Annotated in this window: 14 protein-coding genes; 6 read left to right on the forward strand and 8 right to left on the reverse strand. The window is 63.6% G+C overall.

Going from position 1 to position 11,491, the window contains the following annotated elements; all coding sequences use genetic code 11:
- The first annotated feature begins 48 nt into the window (after positions 1-48).
- Positions 49-1,503 (forward strand): FAD-dependent oxidoreductase, encoded by a 1,455-nt coding sequence (locus KBY49_RS00970; protein ID WP_254932912.1) that lies wholly within the window; start codon positions 49-51, stop codon positions 1,501-1,503.
- Here the strand turns inward: KBY49_RS00970 and cobM are convergent.
- The 4 genes from cobM to petC are packed head-to-tail and all read right to left on the reverse strand — an operon-like array spanning position 1,500 to position 4,637.
- Positions 1,500-2,264 (reverse strand): precorrin-4 C(11)-methyltransferase, encoded by a 765-nt coding sequence (gene cobM, locus KBY49_RS00975; RefSeq protein ID WP_254932913.1) that lies wholly within the window; start codon positions 2,262-2,264, stop codon positions 1,500-1,502. The genes KBY49_RS00970 and cobM overlap by 4 nt on opposite strands.
- Positions 2,261-3,118: a prolipoprotein diacylglyceryl transferase gene (lgt, locus tag KBY49_RS00980; protein ID WP_396099521.1), complete on the reverse strand. Its 858-nt coding sequence runs from the start codon at positions 3,116-3,118 to the stop codon at positions 2,261-2,263. The genes cobM and lgt overlap by 4 nt, the downstream gene beginning before the upstream one ends.
- Positions 3,118-4,050: a cytochrome f gene (petA, locus tag KBY49_RS00985; protein ID WP_254933963.1), complete on the reverse strand. Its 933-nt coding sequence runs from the start codon at positions 4,048-4,050 to the stop codon at positions 3,118-3,120. Before petA ends, lgt begins: the two co-directional genes overlap by 1 nt.
- A 38-nt stretch (positions 4,051-4,088) precedes the next feature.
- Positions 4,089-4,637, reverse strand: coding sequence for a cytochrome b6-f complex iron-sulfur subunit (petC, locus tag KBY49_RS00990; protein ID WP_254932915.1), 549 nt, complete (start codon positions 4,635-4,637; stop codon positions 4,089-4,091).
- A 98-nt stretch (positions 4,638-4,735) separates the two neighbouring features.
- Here petC and KBY49_RS00995 point away from each other — a divergent pair, with 98 nt between their 5' ends.
- Entirely contained in the window at positions 4,736-5,146 is a 411-nt protein-coding gene (locus KBY49_RS00995; protein WP_254932916.1) for a DUF3067 family protein, read from the forward strand.
- Between the two features lie 31 nt (positions 5,147-5,177).
- Here KBY49_RS00995 and tatC read toward each other — a convergent pair whose 3' ends face one another.
- Complete coding sequence (gene tatC, locus KBY49_RS01000; RefSeq protein ID WP_396099137.1) at positions 5,178-5,990, reverse strand: twin-arginine translocase subunit TatC; 813 nt, start codon at positions 5,988-5,990, stop codon at positions 5,178-5,180.
- The gene (locus KBY49_RS01005; RefSeq protein ID WP_254932917.1) at positions 5,987-7,630 is read right to left on the reverse strand and encodes an NFACT family protein; all 1,644 of its coding nucleotides are present in this window, start codon (positions 7,628-7,630) and stop codon (positions 5,987-5,989) included. Before KBY49_RS01005 ends, tatC begins: the two co-directional genes overlap by 4 nt.
- 64 nt (positions 7,631-7,694) lie before the next feature.
- Between KBY49_RS01005 and gmk the strand changes: the two genes are divergently transcribed.
- Positions 7,695-8,264, forward strand: coding sequence for a guanylate kinase (gmk, locus tag KBY49_RS01010; protein ID WP_254932918.1), 570 nt, complete (start codon positions 7,695-7,697; stop codon positions 8,262-8,264).
- A 62-nt stretch (positions 8,265-8,326) separates the two neighbouring features.
- On the opposite strand, the gene psaJ is transcribed toward gmk, so the two are convergent.
- The gene (psaJ, locus tag KBY49_RS01015) at positions 8,327-8,443 is read right to left on the reverse strand and encodes a photosystem I reaction center subunit IX (RefSeq protein ID WP_254932919.1); all 117 of its coding nucleotides are present in this window, start codon (positions 8,441-8,443) and stop codon (positions 8,327-8,329) included.
- Between the two features lie 48 nt (positions 8,444-8,491).
- A complete protein-coding gene (locus KBY49_RS01020; protein WP_254932920.1) occupies positions 8,492-8,998 on the reverse strand; it encodes a Photosystem I reaction center subunit III in 507 nt (168 codons plus the stop codon).
- A 61-nt stretch (positions 8,999-9,059) separates the two neighbouring features.
- On the opposite strand from KBY49_RS01020, the gene tsaD reads away from it, so the two are divergent.
- From tsaD to wecB, 3 genes are read left to right on the forward strand one after another with little or no spacing between them, the layout of a single operon-like run.
- Complete coding sequence (tsaD, locus tag KBY49_RS01025; protein WP_254932921.1) at positions 9,060-10,127, forward strand: tRNA (adenosine(37)-N6)-threonylcarbamoyltransferase complex transferase subunit TsaD; 1,068 nt, start codon at positions 9,060-9,062, stop codon at positions 10,125-10,127.
- 39 nt (positions 10,128-10,166) lie between these two features.
- A complete protein-coding gene (locus KBY49_RS01030) occupies positions 10,167-10,331 on the forward strand; it encodes a high light inducible protein (RefSeq protein WP_254932922.1) in 165 nt (54 codons plus the stop codon).
- A gap of 37 nt (positions 10,332-10,368) precedes the next feature.
- On the forward strand, positions 10,369-11,484 hold the full coding sequence (wecB, locus tag KBY49_RS01035) for a non-hydrolyzing UDP-N-acetylglucosamine 2-epimerase (RefSeq protein WP_396099141.1): 1,116 nt from the start codon (positions 10,369-10,371) through the stop codon (positions 11,482-11,484).
- The last annotated feature ends 7 nt before the right edge of the window (positions 11,485-11,491 follow it).

Below are 11,491 nucleotides of genomic sequence, written 5' to 3' on the forward strand. Positions count from 1 at the left end.
GCACCACCCCCCTGCCCCCGATCGGCGACCATGGGGTCAGATTCTCGGATGGATTTGAGCGTCGCAGCCCCTGCCCCTGACCCGGTGCCCGCCGCCTCCCTCGCGGATGGGGACCAGGTTGATGTGTTGATTGTGGGGGGTGGGGTCTGCGGCACGGCCCTGTTATTTGAGCTGGCCCGCTACACCGACCTGGGCCGCATTGCCCTGGTGGAGCGCTACGACCAACTGGCCCAGGTGAATTCCAAGGCCACTAACAACAGCCAGACGATCCACTGCGGCGACATCGAGACCAACTACACCCTGGAAAAGGCCCTGCGGGTTAAGCGCACCGCCGAAATGATCGTGCACTACGCCGATCTGCTCGAACCCGAGATCCGGGATCGCTGCGTGTTTCGCACCCCCAAGATGGTGCTCGGTGTGGGCGAGCAGGAATGCGGCTTCCTGCGGGAGCGCTTCAACCACTTTTCCCCCCACTTCCCAGCCATGGAGCTGCTGGAGAAGGGGGAAATTGCCGAATGGGAGCCCCAGGTTGCCCTGGTGAATGGGGCCCTGCGGCCTGAGCCCCTGGTGGCCATTGGGATTCGACGCACCTACACCGCCGTGGATTACGAAGCCCTTTCGGAATCCTTTGTGGAACAGGCCCAGGCGGCCGTGTCCCAATCGGTGGAGGGGGCCAAATCGGTGGAGGGGGGAGCCGATCGCCAGCTTCGCATTCAAATGGGCACGAAGGTGGAGCTAATTGAGCAGGAGGGCGAGGGTTTTCGGGTCCAGATTCGGCCCACCAAGGGGGGAGCATCCCGCCAACTTTTGGCCCGCCATGTGGTGGTCAACGCCGGCGCCCACAGCCTGTTGATGGCCCAGCAGATGGGCTACGGCCTGGAGTATTCCTGTCTGCCGGTGGCGGGCAGTTTTTACTTCACCCCCGACCTCCTCAAGGGCAAGGTTTACACCGTTCAAAACGACAAGCTGCCCTTTGCCGCCATCCACGGCGACCCGGATGTGCGGGCACCCGGCAAGACCCGCTTTGGGCCCACGGCCCTTTTACTTCCCCAGCTCGAGCGCTACAAGGCGGCCTCCTTCTGGGAATTTTTAAAGGTGCTGCGCCTGGATTGGGCTGTTTTAAGCGTTTTTTGGCAGCTTTTTCGCATTGCCGATATCCGCAACTACATCTTTAAAAATCTGCTGTTTGAAGTGCCCTGGCTCAGGCGCTTTTTGTTCCTGGCCGATGCCCGCAAAATTGTGCCGGGCATGGCCCTTGCTGACCTCAGCTTTGCGGAGGGCTACGGAGGGGTGCGCCCCCAGCTGATCAATAAGACCAGCCGCCAACTGATGTTGGGCGAAGCCAGCATTCGCCCCCTGCCAGGGCTGGTCTTCAATGTGACCCCCTCGCCGGGTGGCACCTGTTGCCTGGGCAATGCGGCTACCGATGTGGAGGCGATTGCGGAGCGCTTGGGCTGCTCCTTCGACCAGCAGGCCCTGGCCCAGGAGCTCTACGGGGCCTAGGCCCCGCCTCGAAACAGGTGGTTGTGGCTGGCGGAGTAGAGCTTGGAGCGGGCCTCCCCAGGGGGATTAAGGGCGGGACTAACCACGTAGAGCGTGGTGCGAATTAGTTGGCGTTCCTGGCTCACCCGGGCCATCTCAGCTAGGGGCACCACCGTGAGCCATTGGTCGGGCCAGCTCACCCGATAGCCGATTGCTACGGGCGTTTCGGCGGGGTAGTGGCGCAGCAGTTCGGCCTGCACCTCCTCCACATGGCGGGCGCTTAGGTAGAGGCAAAGGGAAGCGCGCAGGGCCGCCAGCCTGGCCAGGGATTCGCTTTCCGGTACGCCGGTGCGGCCCCCCGCCCGGCTGAGCACGATCGTTTGGACCAGCCCCGGGATGGTTAGTTCGCTCTGCAGGGATGCGGCGGTTGCCTGATAGGCGCTGATGCCTGGCACCACCTCAACGCCGATATCGGCATCGGCAAGACGGCAAATTTGCTCGGCCATGGCGCCGTATAGGCAGGGATCACCGTCGTGCAGGCGCACCACGTTTTTGCCGGCGGCTGCCCGCTCCAGCACGGCGGCCATCACCTCTTCCAGGGTGAGGGTGCTGGTTCGGATTTGCTCGCAACCTGCCGGGGCCATGCCGGCAATTTGGGGATTCACCAGGGAGTCGGTCCAGACCAATACATCGGCTTGGGCGATGGCGGCCGCTGCCCGCAGGGTGAGTAGGTCGGGTGCGCCAGGGCCGGCGCCCACAATCCATACCTTGGAAGAGCTCAATTCGTTACTCCACTGGGATCGGGTAAGGGCCTCTTCTGGCCATAGAGCCGCCAGAGCCCCAGGCTGCCCAGGGCGATCAAGGCCAGGCTCACCAGTTGGGCCATCCTTACCCCACCGGTGCAAAAGGGGGGGGTGGAAAAAAGGCAAAGGGGATCGATGCGCAATCCCTCAATCCAGACCCGGCCGGCGCTGTAGGCAATCAAATAAACGCAGCTCACCGCCCCAGCCGGCAATTGAATCCGGTCCTTTTTTGCCAGGCGAAATAGTTGGAGGAGCAGCAGGAAAACGCCGATATTCCAGATCGATTCGTAGAGGAAGGTGGGGTGGAAGGTGCTGTTATTCCAGAAGCCAGCATTGCGGGCAATGGCTGGGGCGATGGTCAGCTTCCAGGGCAGGTTTGTGGGCAGACCAAACGCCTCTGAATTGAAGAAATTTCCCCAGCGGCCAATTGCCTGGCCCAACACCACCGCCGGCAGTAAGACATCTAGCAAAGACCAAAAGGGCAACTTGCGCCAGCGACAAAACAGGACCGTGGCCAAGCTGCCGCCGATCAGGGCACCGTGGATGGCAATGCCCCCGCGCCAAATGGCCAGGGCAGAAAGCCAGTCGCCGCTATAGAGCCGCCACTCCAGCAGCACGTAGTAGATCCTTGCCCCTAAAACAGCCCCCAACACCAGTAGGGGCAATAGGTCGGCAATTTGGGCGGGATCAATTGATCTCTGCTTCGCTAGGCGGCTAGCGACTGCCAATCCCACCAGCACCGCCAGGGCAATTAGCAGGCCATACCAGCGCAAGGCAAAGGGGCCCAGCTGGAAAACCAGGGGCCCCGGGGAAGTAAAAGCCAGGACTGGGATCAAATGCCCTCAGCGGCTTGAACTTTCTCCACCTGGCGTTTCTTGAGCACCAGCATGATTTGGGCCAGGGCAATCGCGGCGAAGAAGGCCAGTAGGCCGTAGATGCGCACGGGGTTTTGCAGGACGATCTCGGCATCTAGTTGGCCGAAGCCACCCACGTTCGGATCGTTGGTTAGGGGAGCTCCTGCCGCCACCACATCGCCGATGGCGACGGTGATGGAGGGGCCAGCGGGCACCGTTTCGGTTGCCTTGCTGCCGTCATCGGCGGTGATCTCAACAACCGATGCACCGTTGTCGCTAGCGGTGATTGCCGAAACCTTGCCGGCAGCAGTGGCGGTGAAGACGCCGTTGTTGGACTTCTCGCCGGTGGGATACACCTGGCCCCGGCCCCGGTTACCGCCTACGTGCAGTTGGTACTTACCAAAGCTGATGGCGCTGTTGGTGGAGGGATCGGGAGAGAGGATCGGGAAGACAATTTCCTGGTGCTGGTCCCCAGGCAGGGGGCCCACCAGCAGGATGTTGGGCTGGTCGTCGGAGTATTGGGTGTAATAAACCCCAGCGGTTTCTTCCTTCAGCTCGTCGCTAAGGCGGTCCTGGGGAGCAAGGGTGAATCCGTCGGGGAGCATCACCACCGCGCCCACGTTTAGGCCGGCGAGGCTGCCATCACCGGAGACCTGCTGGACGGAGGTGTCATAGGGGATCTCCACCACAGCCTTGAAGACCGTATCGGGGAAGACGGCCTGGGGAACTTCCACATGGGTGGCTTTCTTGGCCAGGTGGCAGTTGGCGCAGACCAGTTTGCCGGTGGCTTCCCTGGGGCTGTCGTAGTTCTGCTGGGCCCAGAAGGGGTATGCCCAGCTGGGGGTGGCGCCGGTCAGGAGCACGGCCAAGCCGAGCAGGGAGCCGAGCAGGAAAGAGAGGTTGCGACGTATCACGGTGGTCAGGCGGGCGGATGGGGATTGGCTAGGGATCAGGCCCACCAGGGCTTGTCACCGGTCCGGAAGTCGGTTTCTGTCCACTGGCTCAAAAAGACGTTGTCGTTCTCAACCGAGACATGGGCCAGGGCCAGGGATAGGGGAGCTGGCCCCCTCACCACCTTGCCGGTGGCGTCGTATTGGGATCCATGGCAGGGGCACATGAACTTGTTGGCCCCACTGTTCCAGGGCACCACGCAGCCCAGGTGCGTGCAGATGGCGTTGATCCCGTAGCTGCCGATGGCATCGGAGCCTTCCACGATCAGGTAGGTGGGATCACCCTTGAGGCCCTGCACCAGATTGCGGTCGCCCTCCTTGTGGGTGCTCAGCCAACCGGTGGCCGTAACGCTGTTGCCGAGTTCGTCCTTGGCGGTGGTGCCACCGCCACCCCCAGCAGCCTTGGGGGGGATGAAGTAGTTGACCACTGGGTAGAGCGCCCCAAGGGCAACGCCAGTGACCGACCCGAAGGTCAGCAGGTTCATGAACTGGCGACGACCCATTCCGGGCACATCACCGTTCGAAGCGCTCGCTGGCATCTGGGTCATACGGGGCGGCTTGGGGGCCACAGCAACGTGGTATCCATTATGAACCTTGCCCCAGCGGCCCCGGCGGCTGAAACAGCTGTTGGGCTGATGGCTGAAACATGCTGTTGTGCAATTGCCGGGCGATTGCCCCTAGCCCCTTGCCCCCATTTGGCCCAGCCATCCCCTTTGAGGGTTCGCAAGAGCGGTCCGAAAGCCCCCTCTCGGTGGCTGACCTTCTCGCCGTTTTGCGCCAGCGCTGGCAGCGCAGCTACGACCTCCAGCTGGTGCAGCGCCGGGGGCGCTTCTACTTCCAGGTGATGTGGGCCTACCTCGAGCAGCAGTCGTTTCCGATGGCCGAGGCGGCCTACCTGGCCAAGCTCGAGGAGCTGGTGGGTCTGCTCAATGGCCTGGGGGTGGCCGACCAGGTGCGCCATTGGCTCTGCACCACTTCAGACAAGCCGCGATTGGGTCGCGCCATGAACCTGCCCCTGGAAATTGACCCGGGGCGGGCCAGTGAATTTGTGCTTTAGGGACTGGCCTCAGCTGCTGGAGCTCCTGCCCTCAGCTGCTGGTGCTGGCGCTTGATTTGAACCTCTCGGCCATCGCCACGAGGCCCACCCCGATCAGGAAGAGGGCCGTGATTGCCCCCGAGAGCAGCAGCATTGTGACTGGATCGGTCGAGGGGGTCAGTACGGCTCCGGCAATGGCTGCCACCACCACCACCCAGCGCCAGGCCGCCAGCATCGCCCGCGCCTTGATCAGGCCCAGGGCCCCAAGCAAAAGCTGCAACACCGGCAACTGAAAGGCCAGGGCGGTGGCCACCATCAGCAGCAGCACAAAATCTAGATAGCGCTCAATTGACCAACTGGGCTCCACCACATCGGCCCCGTACTCGACTAAAAAGGCCAGGGCCGCGGGCACAAGGGCCCACCAGGCAAAGGCCAGGCCTGCCGCAAAGAGCAGGGCTGAGCCGGCCACTGCTGGCGCCACCAGGCGCCGCTCCCGACTGGTCAGCCCCGGCAGGACAAAGGCCAGCACTTCGTAGAGCACGTAGGGCAGGGCAATCGTCAGCCCCGCGTAGCCAGCCACCTTGATCGACACAAACAGAAATTCGCCTGGGGCCAGCTGGAGAAAGCGAATGCCAGGCGCCGGCATCTCCAGGAGCTTGACCAGGGGTTTCACAAAAACCAGGCAGCCGGCGGCACCAATTACCACCGCCAACAGGCTGCGCAGCACCCGGTTGCGCAGCTCCTCGAGGTGATCCACCAGGGTCATTTCCACTTCGCCAGGGAAGTCGTGACCCTGCGGGTCATGGCTGACCTCGGCAGTGTTGATTCGGATTGGTGCTGGCGGCGGCAGCGGGGTGGGGCTCATGGTTGTCCTGCTGCCAAGAGGCTAAGGGCCCTATCCGGTTCCCCCCAGAGCACTTCCCCCTGGCGGTGCCTCACCGTGCCTTCGGCGGCTCCCGGAATGCGCTGGAGATCGCTGGTGGGCACCATCACCACGGGCACCTGGCTGCTGCCGCGGCCGCGGCTGAAGTGGGCGGCCAGGTCGGCGGCTGCCTGCAGATCGGCTTCTCCGGCCAGGCCCTCCGATGCCTTGAGAACCACATGGCTGCCCGGCAACTCCTGGGCATGGAACCAGAGATCACCGCGGCGGGCCTGCTTGAGGGCAATCCATTCGTTTTGGCGGTGGTTGCGGCCCACCTGCACAGGTATGCCGCTGGGGCTTCTGAGCAGCAGGGGCACGGGCTGGCCGCTGGGGCTGGGTCTGCGGCGCCGGCTGGAGCTGCTGCCCTTGCCCGCCAGTGGGCCCTCCAATTCCGCCCCCAGGGCCGCCAGCTCGAGGCTGGTGGAAGCATTTTCGAGAAAGGTGAGGCTGGCCTCTAGCCATTCCAGGCGCTGGTGATGCAGCTCTAGCCGCGGCGTTATGGCGGCCACCGAGCGGCGCAACTTTCTGGCCCTGTTGTAGAGCTTTTGGGCTGAGGCGATGCAGGCGCGACTTGGACTTAGCTGGCTCAGCAGGGCGTCTGCCTGGCCTTGCAGGCCATCGCTTTGCGGCACCGCCGCCAGGAGGGCCTGCTGCTGGGCGGCCAGTTGCCGCTCCCTGTTGGCGGCCTGCTCAAGGCGCAGCTGCAGCTGTTGGCGAGCTTGGAGCACTTTTAGTTGCTCCAGGTGGGCTGCGTAGTAGGCACCAAGGCCGCTGTTGATGCTGGTGGCGCCTTGCTCCCAGGGCTTCTCCAGAGGCGGCCAGCAGCGGTAGCTGTCGCCGTCGCATTGCCAGACAAAGTTGCCTGTGGAGAGGCAGGTCAGCCAGTGTTGCCATTGGCGCCAGAGTTGGAGCCATTGCTCCACCTTCAGATCGCCAACGGGCCTTTCCCGCAGTTCTGCTCCGACCAATTGGCGCATCAGGGCCGGACTAATCCCCTGGTAGGCGTTGCCGAGGGCCTTGCCCAGGGGCAGGGGCAGGAGGCTGAGTCGCCGCTGCCAGCTTTCTTGGCCCTCGTGGTGGTTGGGGGGCTCACCCATCAGGGCGGGGGGGCTTTGGTAGGCATCCCCGGTGCCGATCGGCCGCAGCCGCGATTGATGGGTCTTTACTTGCCTGGCCAAGGCAATCACCTGGCGCTGCCCATCGAGCAGGAAGAGGTTGCTGTGGCGTCCCATCAGCTCGACCACCAGCCAGCGGGCGATGGGTTCCCCTGGCCGCTCTGAAAAGCCCAGCTCAACGATCCGCTCCCAGCCCTGCTGCTCCAGGCTGGTTAGGGCCAGGCCCCGCAGGCTGTGTTGAAGCTGCTGGGCCAGGGTGCTGCCATCCCCTTCCCGGGGCGGAGCTGTGATGATGTGCATCCTGGCGGCATCGGCCTGCCAGCTGATTTCCAGCCATTGGCTCCCTTCGAGGGTTCTCAGCCCTATTTGCAGGCAATCCCGGCTGGGCTGCTGGGCCTTCTCAAAGCGGCTTGGCAGCAGGGTGGGGCGCCATTCAGCCAGCACAGCCTTGAGGCTGGTGACGTCCATGGGTTGCAGGCGCGCCAGGGGTGTAGACGATCAGATCAAGCCCCTACTCTGCAATCCTGCGCCCTTGCCTGCCGTGTCCTGTCGACTCACCCTGATCGCCGGCCCCAGCGGCGTCGGTAAGGGCACCCTGGTGGCCCAGCTGCTCGCCAGGCATCCGGACATCTGGCTATCGGTTTCAGCCACCACCCGTGCCCCCCGGGCTAGGGAGGTGGAGGGGGAGCACTACTTCTTCTTAAGCCGCGAAAACTTCGAGCAGCAGGTGGCCGCAGCTGGCTTTCTGGAATGGGCTGAATTTTCAGGCAACCTCTACGGCACCCCCCGGCAGCCGGTGGAGGAGATGCTGGCCCTGGGTCGGCCGGTGTTGCTTGAGATCGAGCTGGAGGGGGCTCGCCAGGTGCGCCAGAGCTTCCCGGCTGGCTTTCAGGTGCTGATTAAGCCCCCATCCTTTGGGGAACTAGAGCGCCGGATCCGCGGCCGTGGCACCGATGGCGAGGAGGCCATTGCCAAGCGATTGGAGCGGGCCCGGGTCGAATTGCAGGCGGAGGCCGAATTTGATGGGGTGCTGGTCAATGGCGATTTAGGCGAGGCCCTCGTGGCCCTGGAGCAGATGATCGGCCTGCCAGCTGGGCAATAAATCGGTTGCGCAATAAAAAAGCGGCCCCTGGGGGCCGCGATAGCAATCACTACTGGTCCGACTCACATCGGGTGGAACAAAAGGTCTGGGAAAAAACGGTTGAATTCGATCAGGATACCGGCGGTAATTGAAAACCAGATCGCTGCAAAAACCGGAGCTGTGGTAATAAATTTCTTCATGGCTCGGGGCTGTGGAGGAGAGGGAAAGTAAGAAAAGTGCTAATTAATTCAGCGGGGCGAGATAGTCACGTTTTCGTCGGACTCCAGCAACTTGCCGCTTTTCAGCTCTTGCAGTGCTGCTAGGGGCCACCTAGCCGCTGCCAGGGTGCTCTTGAAGGCCAGCGGAACGTCTATCTGGATTTCTTTCATGGTTGCGTCCTTGTCGCCGCGGATCGCAATCAGGTAGTTGCGACCAGCCCAGCCAATGCAGCCGGCGATGTAGAGGAAGGCGATGCCGGGGATCACGAAGTCACCGGCATGGCTCCAGCGGCCATCAACAATCAAGTGGGGCAGGCCATCGGCACCGCAGACAGCCTGGCTGTACATGGCGAAACGGGCCTTGGCTTGGTCGGTTTTGGCCCCGGCAGCACGCTGTTGGAAGCGGGCGCTTTCGGTGCAGGGGGTCAGGCCGGCCACGTCAGCGTTAGCAACGGGTGCAAAGCCAACCAACAGGAAGAGCGACAGCAGCACTGCAAAGAGTGGTGCTGAGAACAAACGGGAAAGTAGACGTTGCATCAGACGCAATGCCGCGGGGCAAGATGTCACCCTCGGACAGTACGAGCCCTCTCCCTAGCTAATGGCCACCGTTCTCGCCCTCGAAACAAGTTGTGACGAGTCGGCGGCAGCGATTGTGAGCGATCAAACGGTGCTCGCCAGTGCGGTGGCCTCCCAGGTGGAGGAGCACGCCCTTTGGGGCGGAGTGGTGCCCGAAATTGCCTCACGCAGGCACGTGGAAGCCCTGCCGGCCCTGATCGACCAGGTCTGCGTCGAGAGCGGCGTGGCCATGGCCGACCTCGATGCGATTGCGGCCACGGCTGCCCCTGGTTTGGTGGGGGCCCTGTTGGTGGCCTCGGTCACCGGGCGCACCCTGGCCCGTTTGCACGGCAAGCCCTTTTTGGGCGTCCATCACCTGGAGGGGCACCTCTGTTCGGTGCAGTTGGGCGAGCCCCTGCCGGCAGGTCCATATTTGGTCCTGTTGGTCAGTGGCGGCCACACCGAGCTGGTGCGGGTTGATGCCCCTGGGCGCTACCGCGGCCTGGGCCGCAGCCACGACGATGCCGCCGGTGAGGCCTTCGACAAGGTGGCCCGACTGCTGGGCCTGGGCTACCCCGGGGGGCCTGCGATTGAGCTGGCAGCCCGGGCGGGAGATGCGAACCGTTTTGCCCTGCCCAAGGGCCGGGTCTCCAGGCCAGAGGGTGGTTTTTATCCCTACGACTTCAGCTTCAGTGGCCTCAAAACGGCGATGCTGCGCCAGGTGCGGGCCCTGGAGGTCAGCGCGGATGGTGGGGGCGCGTCCCTGCCCCTAGCTGACCTAGCGGCCAGCTTTGAACGGGTGGTGGCCGAGGTGCTGGTGGAGCGCAGTTGCCGCTGTGCCCTCGACCAGGGCCTGGGCACCTTGGTGCTGGTGGGGGGGGTGGCAGCTAACCGGCGCTTGAGGGATCTGCTGGAGCTCAGGTGCCGGCGAGATGGCCTCCAGTGGCGTGTGGCACCGCTGGCCTACTGCACCGATAACGCCGCCATGGTGGGGGTGGCTGCTGCTGAACGCTTTAGGGCCGGGGCAACCAGTCCTTGCGACCTGGGGGTGGCACCCCGGTTGCCCCTGGAGCAGGCCCACCGTCTCTACGAACCCCAAGCTTGCTTTTAATGCCCTTAGGCTTGCCGGGTCCGGCATCGGAGTAGCGCGATGGGCGAACTCGATCCAAAAGGCGAGCCTGTTAACCCCACTGAGCTGAATGCTTGGCGCCGAGGCATTACACCCCAGGCCGAGATCTGGAATGGCCGGCTGGCGATGATTGGTCTATCGGTAGGGCTGTCTGTGCTGCTTTTGGCCAGGCTGGCTTCCCACTGAGCAACCTTCGTAGGATCCACCTGTCTGCAACGCCTTGGTGACCAAGCCCCTTGTCACGATCGTGCTGGGTACCCGGCCAGAAGCCATCAAGTTGGCGCCGGTGATCCTGGCCTTCCAGCGGGCTGGGGATTTCCGCACCCGGGTGGTGCTCACCGGCCAGCACCGCGAGATGGTGAGCCAGGTGATGGAGCTGTTTGGCCTCCAGGCCGACCACGATTTGGCGCTGATGGCGCCTAAGCAGACCCTCACCCACATCACCTGCGCAGCCCTTACAGGGCTCAAGGAGGAATTTGGGGCCCATCCCCCCGATCTGGTGCTGGTGCAAGGCGACACCACTACGGCTTTTGCATCGGCCCTGGCGGCCTTCTACGAGCAGATTCCGGTGGGCCATGTGGAGGCTGGGCTCCGCACCGACAACATCTTTGATCCCTTTCCGGAAGAGGCCAATCGCCGCCTGATCTCCCAGGTGGCCCTGCTCCACTTCGCGCCCACGGGTGTTTCCGCTGCGAATCTGCGGGCTTCCGGGGTGGTGGGCGAGATCATCACCACGGGCAACACGGTTATCGACGCCCTGCTGTTGATGGCTGAGAAGGCCCCGCCCTTTGCTTTGCCTGGCCTGGATTTGGAGCATCAGCGGCTGATCCTGGCCACGGTGCACCGGCGTGAAAACTGGGGGGATCGGCTCGAGGAAATTGGCCGGGGTTTCCGGGAACTACTAGATCGCTTCCCGGATACGGCCCTGTTGCTGCCGCTGCATCGCAACCCCACGGTGCGGGAGCCCCTGCAGGCCCTGCTGGGCGACCATCCCCGGGCCTTTTTGGTCGAGCCCCTCGATTACGACCAACTGGTGGCGGCAATGCGCAGTTGCAGCTTGGTGTTGAGCGATTCCGGTGGCCTGCAGGAGGAGGCGCCGGCCCTAGGTAAGCCCGTTTTAGTGCTGCGCCGCACCACCGAGCGACCAGAGGCCATAGATGCGGGCACGGCCAAATTGATTGGTACCGACTGCGCCGACATCGTGGCTGAGGCCAGCCGCCTGCTGGAGGATCCCGAGGCCTATGGGGCCATGGCCAGGGCCCATAACCCCTTTGGTGATGGCCAGGCCAGTGGCCGGATCGTGGAGGCAGCACGCCAATTTTTAACTGCCCTCCCCTAGGAGAATA

This window comes from Cyanobium sp. WAJ14-Wanaka (genome assembly GCF_024345375.1).
Taxonomy (GTDB): domain Bacteria; phylum Cyanobacteriota; class Cyanobacteriia; order PCC-6307; family Cyanobiaceae; genus Cyanobium_A.

What these genes read in the sequence shown, in the direction of transcription:
- KBY49_RS00970 (WP_254932912.1), top strand. Translation starts at nt 49, where the DNA reads ATGGATTTGAGCGTCGCAGCCCCTGCCCCTGACCCGGTGCCCGCCGCC.
- petC (WP_254932915.1), bottom strand. Translation starts at nt 4,637, where the DNA reads ATGACCCAGATGCCAGCGAGCGCTTCGAACGGTGATGTGCCCGGAATG.
- KBY49_RS00995 (WP_254932916.1), top strand. Translation starts at nt 4,736, where the DNA reads ATGCTGTTGTGCAATTGCCGGGCGATTGCCCCTAGCCCCTTGCCCCCA.
- tatC (WP_396099137.1), bottom strand. Translation starts at nt 5,990, where the DNA reads ATGAGCCCCACCCCGCTGCCGCCGCCAGCACCAATCCGAATCAACACT.
- KBY49_RS01005 (WP_254932917.1), bottom strand. Translation starts at nt 7,630, where the DNA reads ATGGACGTCACCAGCCTCAAGGCTGTGCTGGCTGAATGGCGCCCCACC.
- psaJ (WP_254932919.1), bottom strand. Translation starts at nt 8,443, where the DNA reads ATGAAGAAATTTATTACCACAGCTCCGGTTTTTGCAGCGATCTGGTTT.
- KBY49_RS01020 (WP_254932920.1), bottom strand. Translation starts at nt 8,998, where the DNA reads ATGCAACGTCTACTTTCCCGTTTGTTCTCAGCACCACTCTTTGCAGTG.
- tsaD (WP_254932921.1), top strand. Translation starts at nt 9,060, where the DNA reads ATGGCCACCGTTCTCGCCCTCGAAACAAGTTGTGACGAGTCGGCGGCA.
- KBY49_RS01030 (WP_254932922.1), top strand. Translation starts at nt 10,167, where the DNA reads ATGGGCGAACTCGATCCAAAAGGCGAGCCTGTTAACCCCACTGAGCTG.